This is a genomic window from Nicoliella sp. ESL1113 (genome assembly GCF_058509245.1).
The window spans coordinates 952,668-978,979 of sequence record NZ_CP196387.1 but is presented as its reverse complement, the minus strand read 5'-3'; the positions used below and the strand labels follow the sequence as shown (position 1 = coordinate 978,979).

General features: G+C 50.6%; 1 protein-coding gene. It reads left to right on the top strand.

Annotated elements, in window-relative coordinates; genetic code table 11:
* The first annotated feature begins 151 nt into the window (after window positions 1–151).
* A complete protein-coding gene (locus ACSYTJ_RS04065) occupies window positions 152–26,173 on the top strand; it encodes a mucin-binding protein (RefSeq protein ID WP_491719563.1) in 26,022 nt (8,673 codons plus the stop codon).
* The last annotated feature ends 139 nt before the right edge of the window (window positions 26,174–26,312 follow it).

Genomic DNA, 26,312 nt, shown 5'->3' with positions numbered 1-26,312 from the left:
TTGATTATAAATATGATGAATATATATAATATGTATATTTATTGCCCTCGTTTACCTTTAATAATTATAAAGACCTTTACATGTGAGTGCTCATTTTGTATGATATTAAGTGTATAGTGCCGTAAATGGATTGCGAAGAGGGAATGTTAGAATGCTTTATAATAAACTTAGATTTAACAAGGTAAACGATAAGAAAAAGCTTAAAAAGATTAAAAAGCATTGGGTAGTGGTATCGCTATCAATGCTGACTGTAATGGGCGGAGGTAGCGTAATTGCGCATGAAGATGCAACCGCTAATGCCAGTACGTTAACTCAATCGGCAAGTGATAGTAATGCCGATGATGATGAGTCAAGCATTGCTTCATCATCAACCAATGCAGTGCAATCAAGTTCGATCAATGCTACAAATAGTAACAGCGAACAGAGAGATAGTGTACAAAGTACCAGCTCTAGTAGTTCTGCACTCAGCACCACTGATGCTTCGGTAAGTGCTGATTCAACCACCAGTTCGAGTGTTATCAGTAATACCCAGAGCTCAGCAAGTACGACTAGTGCATTGGATAGTACCAGCAACGATAGTCAATCGAGTGCTAGTGCTGATCAATCCAGTAGTAGTGATAACACTAGTCAATCATCGGATAGCCAATCTGATGCTGCGCACCAAAGCAATGCCAGTGCGATTGCACAGGTGAAGAGTAGCCTTGCAAAGATTGACTCATATGCTAGTGCCATTAATAGCTTGGCATTAGTCACGATTCAAAATAGTGGAGCCATCAGCGCTAACGATAGTAACGTTAGTGCTGTTTCGTCTGCCTACCAAGTGGCCCAATCTTACAGCGCCAACGGGAGTGCCGAAAGTACTGCTGCGCAGTTACTTTCCACCAAACTCACTGCTGAAGTACTTAATGCTAGTGATCAAAACTCACTGGCTTCTTTAGTCGCTGCTAATTCGGCTTACTATTCCATGATGTCGAACGCCTATCTGGCCGCCAGCAACGCCGTAGTGGTCATGAACAGTGAATATCCAGATCAAGTGGACGCTGCGGGGCTAAGTGATCGAATTGGCGATACCACGACCCAAACGACTGACTATTCTAAAGTGACCCCAAATAACACCACTACCACTGTTAATAAAGATCTTTCTGGGACCCAAACGACTTTGAATAGTCCTCAACAGTTCGGAACTAGCTTCACTCTGAACGGGACTGCCAATGGGACCTCCACGCTAACTGGAAATAATCCAGTCCCATCCCTAGACTTTTCATCGAATACCCTGACTTTGACTAATGACAAATCCCAGAGTACCAATGTTGCTTACAATGGTTCACTGGACCTAAGACAGTCCTTTACACTGGACGGTAATGTGACCCTCAGTAGTAACGCTGATGGGATCGGGTTCGTGCTCTACAAGGGTTCTAGAAATCAACAGGGGCTTGCTGGTGGTGGAATTGGGATCAACGGAATTCCGAATGCCGTTGGTTTTAAGCTCGATACGTTCCCCGATACTCCTGCCAACGGAAATACGCAGACTCAATTGGATGGGGATTTGGATGTTTACAGAAATTCTGGTATTTACTCAAACCTTTATATGCTTAGTGGAGATCCATATCCATCACCCTACGGGGCGTTTGTAAATACCGATTCCAGCGGTTACGGTCACATTAACGAAAGTACCGTCAAAAGTATTGACGCCAATAGTGGAATCAATGCAACCGATGGTAATGCACATCGGATCGTGATTTCCTACACTCCTTCCAGTACTGCTGGGAAGGGGACATTAACTGCGACTATCTATGATAGTAGTGGTGCTAACTCAGTTACATTTTTGCAGGGAATCACCTATGATCAAAACGATCCAGCAACCTACTTTAACTTAACGGCAGCGACTGGTTATTCTGTAGCGACCCAGACAATTAAGTTAAACAGCATGACCTACACCTCGATGCAAAAGGCCAATATTAACTACGTCGATCAGACGAGTGGCCAAATTTTACACCGGGATACTTTGGAAGGGGATAGTGGCGGAAAATTAAACTACTCCACAAAGGAACTCCTGAATAGTTATATCAATAGTGGTTACGTCTTAGATAGTGATGGCTTTACCAATAGCTCCGACAATACTTACTTTGATAATAACGACTTAGTTGATCAAAACTACTACGTGCTCTTACACGAAAAGACCACTGAAGTAACCAATACCAAAACCGTAAATCGGACCATCCATTACCAATACGCAAATGGATCATCCGCCGCAAATGATGTGAACCAAACGGTTACGTTTACCCAGACTCAGACCACTAATAAGCTAGGTACGACTACTGGAAGCTGGACTCCTAGTGGTAGCAATTCATTTGCCGCTGTTCCTTCACCAACGATCAGTGGATATACTGCAAATCAAACTAGCGTAGCAACGATTAGTAACGTTAGTGATAGCACTGGCAACATCGTTACGACCGTCGTATACAACGTTGACCAGGGGAGTTTAGCCTCATCGTACGCCAACAACGCCTCGAACGCTTCTGCCAGTGCCTCATCGTATGCTGCAGGGGCCCAAAGTGATGCAACAACTGCGGGTCAGGATTCCAGTAATGTTCAAAATAACAGTAGTAACGCTAGCAATGCGGTTAATAGCGCTAGTAGCCAAAATTCACAACTAAGCTCGTTAGCTAGTGCTAACTCTGGTAATCCTGCGGTGCAATCATATGCCTCCCAGGCCAGCACTGCCAGTCAATCGGCCCAAAGTGCTAATGCTCAAATTAGTGTTTTAAGTTCAACGGCGAGTGTGGCTGCCAGCAATACCCAATCAGCGGCAAATGCAGCGAGTGCTGCCGCTAGTTCGGCGAGTTCCAATAACGCAGCCGCCACTGCACAAACCAGTAGTGCGAATAGCTACATGTCGCAGGGCAACTCAAGTGCCGCTTCAGTTGCCGCCCAAAGCGCTTCTAGCTACGCTTCTTTGGCGAGCCAAAATGCGCAATCGGCAAGTAGCTTTTCCCAAATTGCCAGTGGCCAAAGATCAGCTGCTGATACTGCAGCATCCCAAGCAAACAGTTATATGAGCGTTGTTAGTTCAGCTGCCAACGCAATTAGCCAGGCCAATTCTGGGGCTAACAGCGTCGTTGTTGCTTCCCAAACTGCAAATACCTCAGCCAACGCCAGTTCTGCCAATAGCACGGCTCAATCAGCTTCAACAACTGGGAATAGTGCGGTCAGTGCTGTCAGTGCAAGTAATAACGTTAGTAGCGACGCCAGTGCTACTAATTCAGCCACTGGTGGAACGAATAGTATCTACAATTCTGCAATGGATAATTCCAGAAGCGTCAATAGCATTGCTGCAACCATCACTGGGAATTCGGCCATCGCTAGCGCCCAAAATGTGATTGCATCTAATTTCAATGGGAATGGGTTAAACTCGTTGAATTCCGATGCTAATAACCAGAGTAGCTTGGCCAACAGTGCCAGTATGGCATATGGCAGTGCTGCTAGTGCCATCAATAGTTTGAATTCCGTAATTAGTTCTGCTAGTTCCCAAGCCAGTTCACATGCGAACCAAGCGGTGCAATATAATTCGAACGGGAACTATTCTGGAGCAACGAACGAAAATTCATTTGCATCATCTTACGCCAGCATTGCCGCTAGTGCTGCCCTGCAAGCTAGCTCCCAAGCTTCAATTGCCGCCAGCAATTCGGTCGTGGCCGCCAATGCAAATTCCAGCGCTAGCTCAGATCAATCAGCAGCCAGTGCCCCCGCTAGTGCAATTAGCAGTGCTTATTCAGCCGTGCTCAACGCTAGTTCGGCTAATTCATATGCCAATGGGGCGAATAGTGCATCTAGTCAGGCTTCATCATACGATCGCCAAACCGCTTCCGCCAGTGCTGTAGTAAGTATCTTCTCCAACGGAATTAATGCTGCTAATTCCGTTGCTACTAATACTTCTGGGCAAGTCTCATTCTCAGCCTCACTGGCTTCCCAAATTGCCAGTCAAGCCAGTGAATACTATAGCGCTTATTCTAGTAATTCGCAGATTTCAACGGCTTATTCCGAGATTACTTCTTACCAATCCTCAGTTGTCAATCCAGCCATTGAACAAGCATCTTCTGCTTACTCAGTAGTTACCTCGGCTAGTAGCTATGCCACCCAACAAAGTCGGGCTGCGTCTATTGCCTCCAGTAATGCTGATACTGCCAGTGCCCAGGCTTCAACGGCTTACTCATCAGCATCAGCGGCCGCCCAAAATGGTGATTACAGTACCGCTTCATCCAACTCAGTGTTGGCATCGTCTGCAGCATCTAACGCCGCTAGTCAATATTCAAACGCAAGTCAGGCTTTGATCAATGTCTCTAACGCTAATCAATCTGCTTCTGCAGCTAATTCGGTGTTAAGTAGTGCGAATGCAATCCTTAGTTCAGCCAATGATGCGATTGGTAGTGCGGTTTCATCTGCCTTTAGCGCGTACAATAGTGCAAATGCCAGTGCGGGGGCTTCTAACGCTGCTAGTCAGGCCAATGCCGCTAAGATCTTGGCGTCATTAGCCTTTGCTAACTCTAGCTTAGCTAGTTACTATAAGAGTCTGGCGAGTTCAGCCGCTGCTGCCACTACTAGTATTGCGAACGAATTGAATAATCAAGCCAATGGATCGAGTGCGGGTTCACTAACTTCGCTCCTTTCGCTACAAAGTAGTATTGCGAGTTCAGCTGCAGGTGTTGCCACTTCCGCAATGGATGCTGCAAATGGTTACTATAGTAGTGCAACTAATAATTACAACGATGCGCAAAGCGCGGCTTCCGCAACGGATAGTTATAATGGGGTGAACACCAGTGCCACTATTGCGTATAATGCTCTTTCCAGTGCTGCTGCTGCTGCTAGCAATGGTGATGCATCTTCTATTTACAGGAGCCAAGCTGCCAGTGCCGATGTAGTGGCGAGTTCAGCAGCTAGTCAGGCAAGCAGTGCGGCTATTCAAACTAGTATTGCTACTGTTTCAGCGAGTTCCAATGCTTCTGCTGCCCAATCCGAACAGACCAAAGCTAAAGATGCTGCCGCTGCTGCCATCGCCGCCCTCAATTCCGCCCAGGCCACCGCAAGTATTGCTGCTGCTAACCAGAGCAATGCCAACCAGGTGAGTTCAGCCGCGACCCAAATTGGGACGGTGGGCTCCGTTAATGCTAGTGCGGCTAGCTCTTACAGCGTTGTTGCTTCAAATGCTGCAAGTTCGACCAAAGATATTAATAGCTCAGCCTCAAACAGTGCGAGTGCAGTTGAAACCCTGGCAAGTCAAAACCCTAGTAACTACGCTTTAAGTAGCTACGCCGTCGTGGCAAGTAACGCTGCCTATAACGCTAGTTTTTATAATTCAGACGCTGCGGTTCAATCGGGGATTACATCTAGTGCTTACTCTGTGGCTTCCTCGGCTGCAAGTAGCATTGCTAGTGCTAGTTCAGCGATTGCATTAGCCCCTGGTGCTTTAAGTTCCGCCACCAGTTCGGCCGCTAGTGCCTACATCTCTGGTAATCAATCGTTGGGTGATAGCTTTACCGCTGATGCAAATTCAATTGCAAGTAACGCTGCTTCAGCGGCCAGTGTTGCCGCTAGTCAAGCGGTTGTTGTAAATACGCAAACTGAAATTGCTAAAAACGCCGCCAGTCAGGCTAGCAACGACGCTAGTAACGCCGCCAGTGCGAACGCTTTGATCAGTAGTGCTTCTGCTGCCGCTACTTCGCTATCCAGCGATTCAGCAACTGCTAATAACGCAATTAACAGCGCCACTACTGCAGCTAGCAATAGTTACAGTGGTGCAAGTGCTAGCGTGAACGCTCTTAATAGTGATCAATCATCAGTGAGCTCGTACGCCAGTGCCACTAGTTCCGCTGCTTCAGTTACCAGTAGTGCGACCAGCGTGGCCAATAGTAATAGTGCGATCGCCAGTTCGTTAGCCACTGCCAACCCTAAGAACAGCTTCGTTGGTAGTCAAGTTGCCCTAGTCAATTCTGCTAACGTCGTTGCCAACAGCGCTAATGCGGTGGCAAGCAGTCAAAATAGCATCGCCACCCAAGCTAGCCTCAGTGCCTCTAAGGCGGCTTCCATTGCCAGTCGTGACCAGGAAAATGCCCAGGATAAGTTGAATACCCTTGATCAACTGAGTTCCCAAGCTGCCAATGCCTACGCTACCGGGAACAATCAGTTGGGGAGTTTGTATCAACAACAAATCACTTCGCTGTCTAATGCGATCGGATCGTCGAACAGCGACATCAATGTTCAGTCACAAACGATTGCGGCTAATAAGACTGCAGCTGCTTCTGCATTTAATGCCGCTAATGCCGCGATGAACAGCGCAACTAGTGCCGCTTCGGTAGCTGCCAATGCCATTAGCGTTGCCAGTTCAGTGGCCAGTGCCGCTGCCAACGCTGCTAATAGCGGTAATAATAACGCTAGTTCAGTCAACGCGAACCAATCCGCAATTAACGGGATTAGTGGGGCCGCTATTGCGAACGGTAGTGCAATTAATAGTTACGCCAGTGCTGCAAACAGCGCCAACACTGCGGCGTCGGCTTATAACTCTACGGCAGCCAATGCTGCTGGATCAGCTTTGGCCCTGGCTACAAGCAGCGCTAGTAATTCAGCCATCGTTAGTGCGGCCAGCCAAGCTCAACAGGCGGCAAGTAGTGCTCATTCAAACTCAGTTGATGCTAGTTTACAATCGAGTATCGCTAACTCAGCATCATCAGTTGCCAATGCTTTAAATTCAGCCATCTCAAGTGGCAAGAATTCCATTAATGATATTGCTAACAGCGTTGCGAGTCTCTCAGCAAGTGCTGATTCAGCATTTGATGCTGGGCAAGATAGTGATGGAAACAGCTACATTAGTACCGCTAATTCGATGGTTGCCACTGCAAATAGCATTGCTAATTCAGCTAGTGGCACCGCCAGTTCGATTGCATCGTTAACCAGTGTGGCTAGTTCAGCTGCTAGTCAAGGCATCGTGGATGCCCAAAACGCTAGTCAAAACGCTGCGAATGCCTCCGCTGCCAATAGCCTGGCCAACAGTATCGCTACGACTACGATCTCTGGTAATAATGCTGGGGTCCAAACCTCCCAGTCTGCTTCTAGCATTGCATCGACTACCGCAATCGTTGCCCAATCAGCATCGGTCAATAATTCGAATGCCTCATTCAATGCTTATTTAGCATCCAGTGCGGCCAGCAATACGGCTTCATACGCTAGCGACATTAGTAGTAGTGCAAATAGCCTTGCGCCGCTAGCATCTAACAACGCCTCTAATGCGGTCGTTTTTGCTCAAAATAGCGTGGTCCAATCTGCTAATACAGCTGCTGCTAACTTGAGCAGCACTGCTAATGGCTGGGCCAGCGCCGCCAATAGTGCTAGTCAACTAGCTTCCTCTGCAAACTCGAACGTTAGTCAGGCTAACTACAACGCTGCTCAAACCGCTTCGCAGGTGAACGCACTCAATAGTCAGGCCGCTGCTGCATTTAATACTGGGAATACTGACTTAGGGAAGATCTTAGCATCCCAAGCTGCTTCAAACGTGGCTGCGATGAATTCCTATCAATCCGTTGCAAATAGTAACGCCCAGATCACTGCCGATGCATTGAGTACCGCTACGACTGCTGCTACCAGTGCCATTCGGGATGCCTCTTCTGCTAGTGCGCTACAAAGTGTTGCGAAGAGTGCTTATTCAGATGCGCTTGCAAACCTTAATCACGCTCAATCAGCAGCAGCTAATAATTCCACGAACCAATCCGTTGTTAGTTCAGCGAAGGGGTTGGTAGTCAGTGCGGATAGCAGTGCGGTTACCTATACAACGAGCGTTAGTGTATACGCTAGCGCTGCGTCTTCTCATGCTAACAATGTGAGCAATTATAGTAGCACCGCTAGTTCCAACGCTTCTTTCGTAGGGACATTGTTGAGCAGCAACCCTAGTAACGCTGTTTACCAGAGTTACGCCATTCAACTAAGCAGCGCTAATTCAACGCTATCGTCATACCAAAAGGATGCCAGTTCACAATCCAGCATTGCGAAATCGGCTAGTTCAGCTGTTGATAGTATGAAGGTGACCATCGGTAGTCTTAATACTGCTGTTGATGGCTTTAACGCATCATTTAATTCCAACTCCAGTTCAGCTCAATCCGCCTACCAAGCAGGCTCATTAAGTTCAGGGGACTCCTACACGAGTGCCGCCAATAGTAATGCGGCTTCTGTTCAAACAGCGGCTACAAACGCTAGTAAACTAGCATCAAGCATTGCTGCTGCTACCAGCACCGCCAGCAGCGCTGCCAGTAAAGCTGCATTAGACGATAGTAGCGCCCAATCGGTCAATGCCTCGGTCACATCCATTGGGGCTGCCGTTAGTGCTGCTAGTGCTAGTGCAGCCATCGGAAGCACTGCAATGAACAGTGCGAATAGCAAGGCAAGTAGTCTGAACAGTTCGAATGCGTCGATCGTGAGCGGCATCAGTGCCCAAGCTCACTCTGCTACCACTAGTTCACTGGCCGCCGCTACTTCACAAGCTAATTCAAGCGTGGCATCAAACGCCAGTGCGGTTGCCTCATTTACTAGTGCCAACTCCTCAAATAGCTTTGTTAATAGCTTGGCGGGTGACATGACGAGTGCCGTGAGTCAAGCAGCGAATGCGAATACGAATGCTCAAATTCAATCGAGTCTTGCAAGTAGTGCCGACGTAGCAGCGCAAAGTGCCACGATTGCTGCCAAATCCGCTTCAATGGTTGCTAGTGGGGCGGTTTCCAAGGTCAACTCCTACGCTAGCAAGGCCAATAGTGCCTATGCGAACGGGAAGTCTGATACTGGTGATTTCTACAGCAACATGGCCTACACTGCTCTAGACGAGCTCTCGAATGCTAATTCAACAATTACTGCCCAATCCACCGCTGCTAGCAACGCCAATAGTGCGGGGGCGAGTGCACAAGCTCAGGCCCAGACCGACTCAACGAATGCTTCACTTGCTAGTTCTGCTGCTGAACAAATCAAGGCCAGCTTAATTGCCGCCAGTCAAGCCAGTGCGAACGCCACCAACGCTGGTAACGATGCCAGTGCAGCTAATACCGCTGCCAACAGTGCTAGCGCCCATGCTTCCAATATCGTTAATAGCGTTACTAACGCTTCCAACAGTGCGAACAACGTTAGCATGAATGCGTACCAAGCTGCTCAAACCGCTAGTGCTGCCAGCAAATCCGCTAGTTATGCTAATTCGGTGGCGAGCGCTAACCCTAACAACAGTAAGGCCCAATCAATCGCTTCTGTTGCCAACAGTGCCGCAACTGTAGCTAGTCAACAGGCTTCCGCAGTTAATGGTGCCACTAGTACCGCCAGTGATTTGAGTAGTGCAATCACATCTGCCAATAATGCTGCTAATTCTGCACGGGATTCTGCCAGATCCGAGGCTACCATTGCCAGCAATGCCGCCGCTAGTGCCGCTTCTGCATTTAGTCGTGGCGATACTTCTGCTGCATCAGATCAATCAGTGATTGCTAGTCAGGCTAACTCATCTGCTGAATCATACAATGCTATTGCATCTGGTGCTGATAGCGCTGCTAACAGCGCTTCGAGTGCTTTGAATTCACTTGCTAATTCGGTAGCAACCGTCAATAGTTCTGCTGCCAGTGCTAATGCCCAGGTCAGTTCCGCTAATAGCGATGCTAGTTCGCTCAGCAGTGCTAATTCAGGGGCGTCATCACAGGTATCCGCTAATAACAACCTGGCATCCAGTGCATCTGCCACGGTTCAAGCCAGCTTTAATGCTGCTAGCACCAATGCTGATCAAGCTCTTTCTGCATCAAGTACCGCTAGTTCGGCTGCTGGTCAGGTCAATAGCGTTTACGTTAACGCCAATATCGTTTCTTCATCGGTAGTGTCAGCTTATTCCAACAATCCTGCAGTGAGTGCCGCCGTAGCCAGTGTCAGTGCAACGTTCAGTAGCATCAGCAGCTTGAATGCTGATGCAGCATCACAAAGGAGCAACGCAAGTGTGGCTGCATCGAATGCGGCACGGCTTGCTGCCAACTTTAATAGCTTGAACCAAGCAACCATTTCCAACGCGAACATGGTGAACTTCTACACCAGCCTAGCCAGCCAGGCCTATGCTGACGGCAATCAATCGTACGGGGACCAATTCAACGCCAATGCGGCTGGTTTGGTGAACCAGGTCCAATCTGCTACGACGACAGCTTCAACACTAGCTAGTCAAGTTACCACCGCTACTAACAGTGCCAAGAGTGCTGCGACCCAAGCCCAATCTGATGAAAACAGTGCGAACACGTTGAACGCCCAAATCAATACGACCGTAAATGCACTCAACGCTGCTAGTCAAGCTTCCAGCGCCGCTAGTTCGGCTGCTAATACTGCCCAATCCACTAGTTCAACGAAGTCATCGATGGATTCAATTGCCAGTGGGGCATCCGTTACTAGCAACACCGCCCAATCCAGTGCTGATGCTGCGAAGAGTGCTGCCAGCGTTGCTAATTCGATCGCCTCTTTGCACCCTAATGATAGTACGGCACAAAGTGCTGCCAGTGCTGCTAATTCGGTCGCATCCGCTGCCCAATCAGCTGCTGATTCAGCCCAAGCGGCTTCCAGTGCTGCATCCAATGCCGCTTCTCAACTCAACAGTGCTAGTGCAACTGCTAGTGATGCAATTTCAAATGCTAATGCTCATGCCAGTTCCGCTAGTGCTGCTGCTAATGATGCCGCTAGTGCCGCCCAAGCGGGGAATTCATCAGCTGCTAGTGATGCGGCTAGCAAGGCTGCTTCATACGCCAGTCAAGCTAGTCAAGATTCAGCCGCCGCTAACTCTGCGGTTAATTCAGCCACTTCTGCGAGCGCGGCTCTTAGTTCTGCCAACGCTAACTTGAGTTCTGCTAACTCGATCGCAGGTAGTGCCAACAGTGCCGCTGGTTCATACAGCAGTGTGACCAACAATGCTGTCAACAGCGCCAGTGTAAACTCAAGTGCCGTTGATAGTTATAATCAATCAATGCAATCGGCGCAAAATAGTTTGTCCGCCGCTAGCAATGTCGTTAATTCCGCCACCACCAGTGCGAACAGCCAAGCTACTAATACTAGTGAAGTCGCTAATGCCACTAGTCAAACGAACAGCAGTGTCGCTGGTGCCACGGGATCCATCAACAGCGTTACTTCCAACTACCCGAATAACGCTACCATTAGCTCACAAGCTTCAGTGGCTAACTCTGCAGCCGACCAAGCAAGCAGTGCCAATGCAGTTGCCCAACAGCAATCATCATTCGCCAGTTCTGCTGCATCGGTTGCTAATAGTGCTTCCAGTGCGATGGATGCTCTTAACAGCGTTGCTAACAAATCGGCCAGTGTCGGGAAGTCATATGCCGCCGCTGCTAGTGATGCCGCTAACCGCAATGATTCGACCACCACAAGTATCTACAATAACCTGGCCAGCTCTGCGCTCAGCGATGTGAACAGCTATGTCGGTTCTGCTAACAGTCTGTCCAGTGTTGCCACTTCTGCCAATACTGTCGCTAGTGGTGCACAAAATGCGGCCACTTCCGCCCAGGGAGTCGTTAATTCCGCTAGTTCAGCAATCGCAAGTGCTGCGATTGTCGTTAGCAATGCCGCGGTTGCCCAAAGCATTGCCAATGGTGCCTCTACCGCGGCCCAATCAGCTGGTGTTACCGCTAGTTCAGCTGCAAGTAGTAATCAAGCTGCCAGTTCCGTGGTTAGTTCGATCAACAGTGACAGTACGATTGCCAATAGCGCTAGTGCTGCCCAATCGAACGCCAATGCTGCTAACTCTGCTGCCCAATCTGCACAATCAATTGCGAGTGCTAATCCATCCAACAGTGCGGCGCAAAGTGCTGCCAGTGATGCGCAATCAGCTGCTAGTCAAGCCAGTTCTGCTGCTAACCAGGCCAGCTCCGCCAGCGCAGACGCATCATCGGCGAAGGCTAAGGCTAGTTCCGCTGCCGACGTGGTCTCATCTGCTGCGAGTGCTGCTAGTTCGAATGCTGCCGCTGCTAGTTCCGCTGCCAGCGTTGCTTCAAACGCCGCCCAAAGTGGGGATTCAAGTACCGCTAGTTCCGCTGCTAGTCAAGCCAGTGCCTTTAGTTCGAATGCGATTGTTAACTCCAATGCCGCTAATTCCGCTACCAGTGATGTTAATAGTGCCCAATCAACGGTTAGTTCCGCTAACAGCGCAGTTAGTTCTGCGAATAGTGTTGCCTCGAACGCTAATAGCACCGCTAATTCTTACATTAATGTTGCTTCGAGTGCTGCTTCAGCAGCTAACAATAACTCTGGTTCTGTTAACGGTTATAACGGGTCGGTCCAAAGTGCCCAGACCCAGATCGGGAGTGCTAGCAACACCGCCACTGCCGCTGCGAATGGTGCTAATAACGCAAGTGTAGCCACTAGCCAAGTGGCTAGTGCTACCACTCAGGCCAATGGTTCCGCTAATTCAGTGGCGAGCCAGGTCAATAGCCTGAATTCTGCTTACCCAAGCAACGCTGCAATCAACACGCAATCATCAGCAGTTAGTTCTGGTTCTGGTGTGCTTTCCAGTGCCAACCAGGTTGCCCAACAACAATCTGGAATTGCCAGTTCCGCAGCTTCAGTCGCCAATAGTGCCGCCAGTGCCACCAGCGTGGTCAACAGTACGGCCACTAAATCAGCGAGTGCTGGGAACTCATTCGCATCTGCCGCCAGTGTTGCTGCCAGCAAGGGTGATTCAGAGATGGCAAGCATTTACAATAGCTTGGCCAGTTCCGCGCTCAGCGACGTGAGTGGGTATGCTAGCGATGCGAATAGCTTAGCTTCCACCGCCACCAATGCTAATAGTGTGGCTAATGTGGCATCTAGCGTTGCTAGTTCCGCTCAATCGGTGGTAAACTCCGCTAGTTCCATCATTTCAACGGCACAATCGCAGGCTAACGATGCTGCCAGTGCCGCTAGCTTTGCTTCCGCTGCTACCAACAGTGCGCAATCCGCTAGTGCTACGGCATCTACTGCTGGTTCTAATGAAAGTACTGCCCAAAGTGCCAACGATGCTGCTAGTGCTACCAACAGTGCAGCTCAATCAATCGCTAGCGCTGCTCAATCTTCTGCTGATGCTGCCAATTCTGCCGCCCAAAGTGCAGCTTCAATCGCATCTGCTAATCCAAATAGTGCGACGCAAAGTGCTGCCAATGCGGCTCAATCTGCAGCAACACAGGCCAGCAGTGCGGCTAATTCAGCAAATTCTGCTGCTAGTGTAGTATCATCTGCAGCTAATCAGGCCAGCCAAGCCCAATCAAAGGCATCCAATGCCGCTAGTGCCGCCAGCTCCAACGCCCACGTTGCCAGCTCGGCTGCGAGTGTGGCTAGTTCAGCTGCCCAGGCTGGTGATTTCAAGACCGCCAGTGCTGCTGCATCGGCTGCTTCTGATGCGAACAGCGCCGCTAGTTCGAACGCAATTGTTGCTAGCTCGGCTGCTCAATCTGCGCAATCGGCCAGTGCGGTCGTTAGCTCCGCTGCTGACGTGTTCAGCTCCGCCAATAGTGCGCTCAGCTCTGCCACTAGTGCCGCTAGTTCATTCAACAGCGTAGCCTCTTCGACAGCGGCTAGTGCCAGCAATAATGCCAATTCGATCAGTGCCTTCAACGGTTCGATGGGCAGCGCCCAAAGCCAGTTCAATTCAGCTTCTAACTCTGCTAGTTCTGCAGCCAATGCAGCTCAATCCGCTAGTTCAGTTACCAGCCAGATTGCTGGATCCACGAGCCAGGCTAATTCGGCTGCTACTAATGCGACTGATCAAATCAATAGCTTGAGCTCTTCATACTCCAATAATAGTATCGTTAGTGGTCAGGCCAGTGTGGCCAACTCCGCTGCAGGCCAGGTTTCCAGCGCTAACAGCGTTGCTCAACAACAATCAGCAATTGCTAGTTCAGCCGCTTCGGTTGCCCAATCCGCCAATAGTGGGATCAAAGCCCTTAGCAGTAGTGCCAACCAAAATGTGGCTTCCGGGAATTCATACGTTTCAGCAGCCAATAGTGCTGCTAACGATGGCGATTCCAAGACCGCTAGCATCTACAACAGTCTCGCTAGCTCTGCTTTGAGTAACGCCAATAGCTACGCTAACTCCGCCAACAGCTTGGCAACGATCGCCAGCTCAGCCAACGCGGTTGCCAGTGGGGCCCAAAGTAGTGCCCAATCTGCTCAATCAGTCGTTAGCTCCGCTAGTGCAACCGTCAATACTGCTCAATCGCATGCCACAGCAGCTGCCAATGCTGCCGATGCTGCTAGTTCTGCTGCCAGTGCTGCTTCTGCTGCTCAATCACAAGCCAGTGCTGCCAATGACAACAGTAAGTCCGCTAGTGCCGCAGCTTCGGCTGCCAACTCGGCGCACAGTACGGCTAGCTCGGCTGCTAATTCAGCCAATGCCAGCGCCAGTGCTGCTAATGCTGCTGCGAGCGAGGCGAACTCAATCGCATCTGCTCAACCTAGCAACAGTGCCGCCCAAAGTGCAGCCAGTGATGCCAATTCGATGGCTTCACAGGCTAATAGTGCCGCTAGTTCTGCAAACAGTGCGAATAATGCTGCTTCATCGGCCGCTGATCAGGCTAACTCGGCATCTAGCATCGCCTCCAGTGCTGCATCCGCTGCGAACTCGAATGCCAACGCCGCTAGTTCAGCTGCCAGCGTTGCTTCATCCGCAGCCCAAAATGGCGATTCCAATACCGCTAATTCAGCCGCCAGCCAAGCCAGTGCTGCTAATTCCGCCGCTAGTTCGAACGCTAACGTTGTCAGTTCCGCGAACGCCAACGCCCAAGCTGCAGGTTCGACCGCTAGTTCCGCTGCGAGTGTAGCTAGTTCCGCTAACCAAACGGCATCCAGTGCTAATAGTACGACTAGCTCATACAATAGCGTCGCTTCCAGTGCAGCCTCCGCGGCTACTAACAATGCCCAATCCGTCAATAGCTACATCGGCTCGCTCAATAGTGCCGCCACTCAGATTGGGAGTGCCAGCAACACCGCCACTGCTGGGGCCAACACCGCTAATAACGCCAGTTCCGTTACTAGTTCGATCGCCAGTGCGACTGGTCAACTGACCAGCAGTGCCGCAGGGACGATCAGCGCCATCACGAGCCTGAATTCGGCAGTGCCTAGCAATGCGGTCATCAATGCGCAATCTGCGGCCGCTAGTTCTGCCGCTGGTCAACTCAGCAGTGCCAACAGCGTTGCCCAAGCACAATCTTCAACGGCCAGTTCTGCTGCGGTCGTTGCCAATAGTGCTCGCAGTGCCGTTGATGCACTTAGTTCCGCTGCCATAAGCTCCGCTGCAATCGGGAAGTCGTATGCCGCTCAAGCTAGTCAAGCCTCTGCTGCCGGTAAAACGACTGATGAAAGCTTCTACAATAGTTTGGCGAACTCCGCTGCTAGTGACGTAAGTAGTTATAACAATGCTGCTAGTTCGCAAGCAGTCGTGGCCACCAATGCTGGTAATATAGCTAATAGCGCTCAAAACACCGCTAACTCAGCAAGTAGCACCGCCAGTGCTGCTGCTAGTGTCATTGATGCAGCTAATTCTGCTGTAACTGCTGCCGCTTCCGCAGGGCAAACGGCGAGTGAGGCGAATGCGAATGCCAGCTCTGCTTCCGCCACCGCCAATGCTGCTAAATCCAGTAGCGATGCCGCTGCCAGTGCTGCCAACAGTGCCAATGCTTCGAATGCAGCCACTAGTTCAACGGCCCAAAGTGCGAATGCCGCCGCCAGCGCTGCGCAATCGAGTGCCGAAAATGCGAACGCCGCTGCTTCCGCCCACCCAGATAACAGTGCGGTGCAAAGTGCTGCCAATGCTGCTAACTCTGCTGCTGCCCAGGCGAACAGCCTCGCTAGTTCGGCGAATGCCGCTTCCGTGGTCGCTTCTTCAGCAGCTGATCAAGCCAACGCCGCTAAGAGCAGTGCTTCGAATGCTGTTTCTGCCGCTAGTGCCAACGCCAGTGCCGCTAATTCTGCTGCCAGTCAGGCGGCCAGTGCGGCTTCCAATGGTGATGCCAGCACCGCTAGTTCGTATGCAAGTCAGGCCAGTTCCTTTAATTCCGCCGCCAGCGATAATTCTAAGGCTGCCAGCTCAGCAGCTAGTGTTGCCCAATCGGCCAGTGCGGTCGTTAGTTCCGCAGTCAGCGTGGTCAGTTCGGCCAATTCTGCTGCCAACAGTGCCAGTTCCGCCGCTGGTTCTTACAGCAGTGCCATTAACAGTGCGGCTTCTGCTGCGAGTGCCAACACCAATTCGGTCAATAACTACAATAGTGCGATGAGCGATACCCAATCCAAGCTCACCAGTGCCAGTGCTACCGCCAGTGGTGCTGCGAGTGGCGCTTCCGCTGATCATTCGGCTGCCGATGGGATTACCAGTGCCACCGCACAAACGACCAGTGCTGCCAATAGTGAAAACGCCCAGGTTAACAGCCTGAGTTCTGCATATTCAAGTAACAGTGCGGTCAGTGCCCAGATCGCCAACGCTAATTCTGCTGCTAGCCAGGTCAACAGTGCCAACCAAGTGGCCCAAAGTCAATCAACGGTCGCCAGTTCCGCTGCTTCAGTTGCTAGTAGCGCGGCCAGTGCCGTTAGTTCACTCAGTAGTGCTGCTAATAAGACCAGTTCTGATGGAGCTTCCTATGCAGCCGCTGCGAGTGTGGCGACCCAAAGTGGTAACTCGAATGCCGCCAGCATCTACAACAGCTTGGCCAGTTCTGCGCAAAGTGAGATGGTCAATGCCGCTAGTTCGGCAAGTAGCTTAGCTGATCAAGCCACTGCTGCGAGCCACAGTGCAGATGATGCTAAGGCTGCCGTTATTGCGGCTCAATCCAATGCGACTGTCGCTAGTCAGGCCGTTTCACAGGCCCATGCCAGTGCCAACGCCGCAGCGAGTGCCGCTAACTCCGCAGCTAGTGCTGAATCGAATGCGAGTGCCGCCGCTTCCAATGCAGCCTCCGCAAATGCTAATAACGACGCTGCCAATACTGCTGCTAATGGTGCCAGTGCTACTAACAGTGCTGCTCAAGCCAGTGCAGGAGCTGCGGATGCGACTGCTAGTGCTGCGCAATCAGCAGCTAGCGAAGCCAACTCGATTGCAAGTGCCCATCCAGATAACAGTGTGGCGCAAAGTGTCGCTAGTGCTGCTAATTCAGCATCATCACAAGCAAGCAGCGCCGCAATTGTTGCCAATGATGCCGCCAATTCTGCTAGTTCCGCCGCTGCTCATGCTAGTTCCGCCCACGCCAATGCTTCCAGTGCTAACAGTGTCGCTCAATCCGCAGCGAATGCCGCTAGTTCCGCCGCTATCGTTGCTTCTTCGGCGGCCCAAGCTGGTGATTCAAGTACGGCTAGCTCCGCTGCTAGCGTTGCCAGTGCCAACAGTTTCACCGCAAGTAAGCAGGCTGACGTGGCCAGTGTTGCCAATAACGATGCCCAATCCGCCAGTGCTACCGCGAGTGCCCAGGCAAGTTTGGCCAGCTCTGCCAACAGTGTCGTTGCCAGTGCTAGTCAGACAGCTAGTTCCGCTAGCCAAGTGATTTCCAATGCCGTGGTCAACTCCAGTGTTACCAATAATGACAACGCCGCTATCGATCAGGCCCAATCAAAGATCAATGCAGCAAGTAGTTCCGCTGATCAATCTGCGACTGCGGCCAATAACACCAATAGCGCGGTAAGTAGTAACGCCAGCGCCACTTCACAGGCGAACGGATCCGTTACCAGCACCGCCAGTCAGGTGAATGCACTCAGCTCTGCATTCAAGGATAATAGTGCGGTTAGTCAACAGGCCTCACTAGCCAATAGTGCTGCTAGTCAAGCTGCCAGTGCCAACAGCGTGGTTCAACAACAATCCCAAACTGCCAGCTCCGCTAATTCAGTTGCCAATAGTGCCAACAGTGCGCTCAACTCGCTCAGCAGTGCCGCTGCTCAAACGGCTACCGACGGGAAGTCATACGCCGCTGCCGCTAGTTCAGCTGTCACTGCAGGCAACTCGAATGTCGCGAGCGTCTTTAACAGTTTGGCCAGTTCGGCAATCAACAGCCTCAGCAGTGCTGTAAGCGCTGCTAGTTCATTAGCTGGAGTGGTTAATTCTGCGAACAGCGTTACTAGTGCTGCTAGTGGGACTGCTAGTGCAGCTCAATCAGTGGTGAACGCCGCCAGTGCAACCGCTACCAGTGCCAGTGCGAATGCTAGTGCTGCCGCCAGTGCTACTAACGACGCTAGTTCCGCTGCATCGAATGCGAATGCCGCTAGTGTTAACGCCAGTGCCGCTGGTTCAAATAACCAGGCCACAAGCAATGCGAGTGCCGCAACCAGCACCGTTGCCCAATCCGCTGCTGCCAGTGCTTCCGCTGCCCAATCGGCTGCCAACGATGCGAATGCGATTGCATCAGCTAACCCAACCAACAGTACGATCAGCTCTAACGCTGCCAACGCTACGAGTGCCGCCAGTGTTGCTAGTTCCGCTGCTTCCGTTGCGAATGCTGCTCAACAATCCGCTAGCCAAGCCAGTGTGATTGCTTCATCCGCCAACAGTGTTGCCCAATCGAATGCGGCTGCTGCAAGTTCGGCTGCCATTGTCGCATCTTCTGCCGCTAATAACGGTGATGCTTCAACGGCTAGTGTTGCTGCTAGTCAAGCTAGTGCCTATAACTCCATCGCCAGTGATGGGGCAAAGGCTGCCAGTTCCGCTGCTGTAACGGCATCATCGGCAAGTAACGTTGCCAGTTCGGCCGCCAGTGTGGTCAGCTCAGCCAACGGAATCGTTACCAGTGCCAACCAAGCGACCCATTCCGCAGCTAGTTCCGCTAGTCAAGCCGCCGTTAATTCCAGTGCCGTTGATAGCTATAACGGTTCAATGAGTAATGCGCAAGGTCAACTAAGTGGGATCAGTAATGCCGCTTCCGTTGCCGCTAGTGTTGCTGGTAATAATGCTACCAATACTGTCAACAACGCTAGTTTAACTAGTGTTACCAATCAATCGGTCGGCAGTGCAACTGGTCAATTGAACAGTTTGAGTTCACAATATCCTAATAATAGTGTGGTAAGTGCTCAAGCAGCACTTGCTAGTTCTGCTGCCAATCAAGCTGCAGCTGCTAATCAAAATGCACAAAGCGATGTTGCTACCGCCAGTTCTGCTGCTTCGATCGCCGCCAGTGCCAATAGTGCTGTTGGATTAGTTACTAGTGCTACTGTTAAGACCGCTAGTGTTGGTAAATCATATGCGGCAGCTGCTAGTGATGCTGCCAGCAAGAATGATTCGAACGCTGCAAGCATCTATAACAGCTTAGCTAGCTCCGCACTCAGTGATGTGAATGACTCCGTGCAATCGGCTAGTCAACTGGCTGTAGTGGCCAGTGGTGCTAATAGCACTGCAAGTAGCGCCAATGCAGCTGCCAGCGCTGCCCAATCAACCGCATTTTCTGCGAGTGCGGTGGTCTCAGCAGCTCAATCGACTGCCAACTTTGCCATCAGTGCCAATAGTAACCAATCGAATGCTTCTGGCGCTGCCAACACGGCAAATGCTGATAACAGTGCCGCTGCGAGTGCTGCTAATAGTGCGAATGCAGCAAGTGTAACCGCCAGCTCTGCGGCTGCCAATGCGCAATCACAAGCGGCTTCAGCCAATTCTGCGGCCAGCTTAGCTAGTTCGGTTGCTAACAACAATTCTGCGACCGCCATTGTGAAGAGCGCCGCCAGTGCTGCTAGTTCGGCTGCAGCAATTGCTAATAGTGCGAATGCGAACGCCCAAACGGCAAGTAGTGTTGCATCATCAGCCGCTAGTCAGGCGAACTCAGCGAGTGCGATCGCTTCGAGTGCAACCAGCGTCGTTAACTCAAATGCGAGTGCGGCTAGTTTCGCTGCCAGCCAGGCTGCTTCAGCTGCGAATAACGGGAATTCCAGTGCTGCTAGTTCATATGCTAGTCAAGCCAGTGCCTTTAATTCTGTAGCCAGCGCCAATTCAATGGTTGCAAGCAGCGCTAAGGACACAGCTCAGGCTGCGAACTCAGTTGCCAGCCAAGCCGCTAGTGCCGCTACTTCAGCCAACAATACGGCCATCAGTGCCCACAATGATGCTGGATCGTACGCTAGTGTCGCTAGTTCTGCAACCAATGCTGCCAGCAACAATGCAGTCGCATTTAGTAGCTATGTTCAAACGACCAATAGTGCTCAATCCGTAATTAATAGCGCAAGTAGTGTTGCCAGCCAGGCTGCTAGTGCAACAACGAGTGCTAATTCCCAGTTCAGTGTAGTTGCTTCATCGACCGCTCAGGCCAATGTTATTGCCCACAGTGTTACTGACCAACTCAACAGTCTGAGTGGTTCATTTGCTAATAACAGTGCCATCAGCACGCAGGCTTCAGTTGCTAATTCTGCAGCGACCCAATTGGCGAGTGCTAATGATGAATTGCAACGGCAGTCATCGGTTGCTAGTTCGGCCAATCAAGTTGCCAATAGTGCTAGCAACGCGGTTCAATACTTGAGTGATACTGCCAGTGCAGCTACAAGTGATGGGCAACAATACGCCTCCGCTGCGATTGAAGCTGGTAACCTTGGTGATAACAACGTCCAAAGCGTTTACACGAGTCTTGCTAGTTCCGCATTGAACAAGGTGACTTCCCTTGCCAGTGCTGCAAGTCAAGTAGCAGCGACTGCTTCTGCAGCACGCGCGGCAGAAGGTGTTGCTAATAGTGTCGCTAATTCCGCTCAATCAGTAGCTAGTGCTGCTGCAAATACAATCGCAAATGCGCAATCAACTGCCAATACGGTCGCTCAACAAACCAGTTATGCTAGTGCCGCTAGCAATGCTGCTAATTCAGCTAGTGTTAACGCTAGTGCTGCGATCGCCAATGCGCAAACTGCCAGTGAAGCTGCTATTAATGCGAGTGCGAATAATGCATCTGTATCAGCAAATAGTACTGCAGCCCAAAGCATGGCTACTGCGACCACGAGTGCCGCTAGCGTTGCCAATGCGATTGCATCTGCCAACTCAGCTAACGGGACGGCGCAAAGTGCTGCAAGCGCCGCTAACTCAGCTGCATCAGTCGCTAGTGGAGCTGCAAGTACGTTCAATTCAGCTGCTAGCGTGGCTGCATCTGCGAATGTCCAGACCAGTGTTGCTAACTCGGTGGCCCAAAGTGCTACCATTGCTGCAAACTCAAATGCGGTGGCGGCTAGTTCTGCTGCACACGTTGCTTCGACAGCAGTCCAAAATGGTGATGTTACGACCGCTAGTGTTGCCGCTAGCCAAGCCAGCGCTTATCAAGTCGCTGCTAGCAACAATGCTTCAGTCGTTAGTTCCGCTACCAACGTGGCTAGTGTCGCTAGTTCACTCGTTAGCTCTGCTGCTAGCGTAGCCAGTGTTGCCAACAGTACCATTGCTAGTGCACATAGTAATGCTAGCTCAAATGCTTTGGTAGTTGCTTCAGCAGTTAGCGTTGCTAATAGTCTTCAAAGCGCAATCAGTGGTTATGACGATTCAATGAACAGTGCTGAAAATATTATTGGGAGCGCAAGCAACTTTGCGAATGCTGCTTCTAACAATGCTGCTAATTCCAGTGCCCAGGTCCAATCAGCGAACCAATCGACTAATCAAGTCGTTGCCTCAGCTAACCAAGCTGGCACTCACGTTGCTAGTTTGAGTGCTGCTCATCCTGACAACGCCGTGTTGAACGCTCAATCAACATTCATTAGTTCTGCAGCTGGACAAGTTGCGAGTGCAAACGGGGTTGTTCAATCACAAGCCCAGGTTGCTAGTGTTGCTGCATCTACAGCTAGTGCGATCACTAGTCAAGTGCAATCGCTCAGCAGTGCAGCTAGTTCGAATGCTTCGGCAGGACGCGCATTTGCCGCCCTCGCTAGTTCTGCGGCTGCCCAAAACGATGCACGCAACGCCCAAACCTACACCAGTTTAGCTAATTCAGCATTGACCAACGTCCAATCCGCTGCGCAAAGTGCGATCGGCTTAATGGCCAGTGCAAGCGCTGCGAATACCAGTGCTGCAAATGCCTACAGTGCCGCCAATGTTGCCCGCTCAACTGCTGATTCGATCGCAGCTAATATTTCAGCTGCGGTAGGTAAAGCTGATGCTGCGGCCATGGCAGCTGATTACGTCAGTGCTGCCACTTCCGCTGCTAGGGCTGCTGCAACGACTGCCGATCTTGCATCTGGCGTTGCCCAAAGTGCAGCCCAAATGAGTATGAGTGCCGCCAGTGAAAATAATCAGGCCGACTCAAGCTTAGTGCAATCCACTGCTAATGCTACTAATGATTTGGCTAGTGCTACGCAATCGATTGCTTTCGCTAATGCTGGGAATAGCGTCGTGAATAGTGCTAATCAAGTGGCTCAATCTGCTGGGGTAGTTGCAAATTCCGCAGTAGTGACCGCCAAATCTGCTGCTACGGTCGTTGCGAGTGAAAATGACGTGGTTAATAATGCTAAGCAAAGTGCAGCCTTTAATGCTAATATTGCTAGTTTAAATGCTAGTTCTGCTAGTTCTGCTGCCAGTGCTGCCATTAATGCGGCTGCCAGAGGGGCGAACGATTCAGCTTCAGCAGCTGCTAGTCAAGCTGCGGTCTTTAATTCAGCCGCTAGTGCTGCATCACAGGCTGCCAATTCGTTCACGGCGGTTGCTTCATCAGCCAATGGCTTGGTTAATTCAGCCGCTAGCGCCTTTAATTTTGCTTCTACGGTAGCCACGACTGCACATCAAGCTGCCCTTAGTGCGTTTGCATCTGCACAGGCTGCAGAACAAGCCGCTCGTAAGGAATCGAGTGCGGTAAGTGCATACGATCGTTCGATCGATAGTGGCCAAGCCCACGTTAGTTCAGTTGCCCGTGTTGTTAACACGACAGCCAGCGCTACTGGGTACGCACAGTCAGCAACTGATCAAATGGCCAGCGCTGCTAGTCAAACTACTAGTTTCGTTAACAACGCTGCGGATGCGATCGCAAGCTTGAACACTTCCGTCTCTAGCAACAGTGCCATTAGTGCTCAGGCTTCGATTGCCAGCGTTGCTGCTAGTCAAGCTAATTCTGCTGATCAAGTTGTTCAACAACAATCCCAAATTGCCAGTGCAGCTGCCTCAACTGCCAATAGTGCAACCAGCGTGGCCAACGGGCTTAGGGATGCTGCCGTTCAATCGGCCAGTGCAGGGAAGGCCTATGCTTCTGCTGCGTCGGTTGCCGATAGTCGTGGTGATTCGAATGCAGCAGTTACTTTGCATAGCTTAGCGCAGGCTGCTTCAACGGCCGTTGCTTCCGCCCAAGTAAGTGCTGATCAACTATCAGGGGTTGCTGAAACAGCTAATGAAACGGCACGTTCAGCCCAAAGCGTTGTATCCACTGCACAGCAAGTGATCAATTCCGCCAGTGCTACCGTGACTGCTGCGATGAGAATCGCTAGTCAGACTAGCTTTGCTACTAGTTACGCAGGTGCGGTAAACAGCGCACAAAATACCTTCAACAGTGTCGATAGTTCTGTTAGTGACCAAAACAGTGCAATTGCTAGTTTAGCTGCTGCGACCGCCCAATCTAGTGGGTTTGTTGATGGGCAACGCTCAATTGCGAACAGCTTAGTTGCAAGTAACGCTAACAATAGTTTGGTTAATTCTCAAGCTCAGATCGTAAGTTCCGTAGCGATCGTTGTCAGCTCAGCTAATTCCGTGGCGCAATCAAACGCTAGTGTTGCTAGTCAAGCCACTAGTACGGCGCAAGGAATCAGCCTGCAGCTTCAATCGTTGAGCAGTAATGCTGCCCAATCCGCTAGTGTTGGTCGTTCCTATGCTGTTCAGGCCAGTTCAGCAGTTGCTGCTGGTGATGAGCATGCTGCCAGCATTTATGATAGTTTGGCCAACGCTGCGTTAGGGCTAGTTAATTCTGCGGCTCAGGCTACTACCCAACTCAGTCCAGCGCTCAGTTCAGCTAACCAAGCCGTTGCCAGTGCCTATGCTGCAAATAGTAATGCCCGTAGCATTGCGGATTCAGCCGCTAGTGCAGCCAGTGTCGCCGTCGTGGCTGCTCAATCGACCGTTAGTGCTGATCAACTCAATCAAGCACGGCAAATTGCACAGTCAGTGGCCAGTCTCACCAGTTTTGCGAATAGCCAGGCTGTGAGTGCTGAGCAAAGTCGCAATACCGTAAGCAGTACCGCTAGTGGGATTAATCAAATTAGTACCGCTGCCAGCGGGGTGCTCAGTGCTATTAATAGCGTAGCAACCGCCAATTCCGCCGTTAGCCAAGTGGTTCAACAAGCTAGTGTGGCCAACAGTGCCGCCAGTCAACTCGCCAGTGCCAACAGTGTTGCTAATCAACAATCATTGCTCGCAAGTCAAGCTGCTTCAAATGCTGATCGGGCTGCTAGTGTTGCTACAACGATCAATAGCAATGCTCAAAGTGTTGCTTCAGTGGGGCAAAGCTACGCTAGTCAAGCTAGTCAATACTATGCCCAGGGCAGTTCTGCAATGGGTAGCGTCTATGCAGGCTTAGCACAGTCCGCTTATAGTACCGTTGCTACTTCTTTGAATGCGGCTAGTCAGATGGCATCGGTCGCTAGCTCGGCTAATTCGGTTGCCACTACGGCACGTGCATTAGCTTCAACTGCCAGCTCGACTGCCAGTTCTGCTAGTGCCACCATCAATGCAGCCCTAGTGACCGCCCAATCAGCAGCTAGTTCTGCAGTGGCAGCCAGTTCAACTGCCGTTCGTACCAGTACGTTTGCGAACTCAGCTTCTGTGTTCACGATGCTTGCTTCATCCGCTTATTCAGGGGTCAACACCCAGGTCAATCAGACTAGCTACTACGCTAGTGTGGCCAGTTCCGCTAATAGCCAAACAACGAGTGGGGCGCGTCAGATCAATAGCATTGCAAGCATGACCAGTAGCGTAAGTAGCATTGCCACCGTCGTTAATGCGCTTAATTCCGATACCGCTAGTGCTAATAGTCAAACCAGTTTGGCATCTAGCTATGCGGCTTCACTCAGTGCTGATAACAGTAGTGCGAACCAAGTGGTTACGACCGCAGTCGCTCAGGCCAACTCGATCAATAGCGCTGCTAGCTCGGCATACGCTCAGGGTGATTCAAGTACTGCAAATAGCCTTGCCAATACGGCTCAGCTAGCGTTGAGCATTGCTGATAGTGGCATTGCGAGAATGAATAGCAATTCTGTTGCTATGAATTCAGTCAACTCGATCGCTTCCAGTGCGGCTAGTCGGGCGGTTAGCGATGCCAGTGCAGTTGCTAGTTTAGTGGCTCAAGCAACGTCTCTTCAATCATCGTTCGTTACCAGTAGTTCTGCTAGTTCTGCGCAATCCAGCAGTTCCAATACTAGTTCGACTAGTACTTCAAGTAGTAGCACTAGTGATTCGTCCACCGCTACTACTGATTACTATGCAACTGGGATGAAAGATGCTAAGCTGAATAAGCACGTTCGCTCCACATTGGCTGATGACTTAAGTTACAAGGGAGCTTATGATGGTTACATGGCCGGTGCGAAGAAGCAGGCCCAAAGGATTGATAATGACGATGCAACTTATGCTGCTAACTATGCAAAGGCTTACCGAGTAGGGCTTAGAGACTACAAAGCGGGAGTAGCTAAAGCAAAGACGCAAAGCATGCCAGTTAGTTCTGTCAGTGGCAAGGCCCTCGGCTATCAAAACGGGTACGTTGCCGCCTTCAACAATAAGTTCAAGCAACATGCGAAGTACGTTTACAATACTAAGACGCTTTACGTTTATAACGATGCAACGTTCACTAGTAATGGTCGGATCGTTAAACGGGCTAAACTTGCCCAAAACAAGGTCTACGAATTTGCCATTAAGAAGATCAAGCTTTCAAAGAATGGGTTAGTTCGTTACTACGTTAAGAGCCACCTTTCATCACAAAACGTTAGCGGTTACATTACCGTCAAACCTAGTTTCGTGAAGAATGCTTACTATCAATCAAGTGATGTTGCTAATCACAGTCGTAAAACGGTTCGGGTCATTAATCCGAAGGGGGCTTGGACGCACAGTGATAAGACGTTCGAGACGAACAACCGTCACTTTAAGACCGGCTCTAAGATCAAGATTCAACGGGTCGTTAAGTACAAGGGATTAACTAGGTTCTACCTAGGCAACCACCGTTATATTACAAGTAATAAGAAATTCGTTAAGTTCATTTAGTGTACGAATTCTCAGTTTAAAAAAACAGTCGTTTAATAACGGCTGTTTTTTTATTTCATTTTATAAAATTGCTTCTAAAGCGCTTCAGCTAGCGATTAACGGGTGCTTAATATCTTCGCAAAATAATTTACAACCGAAA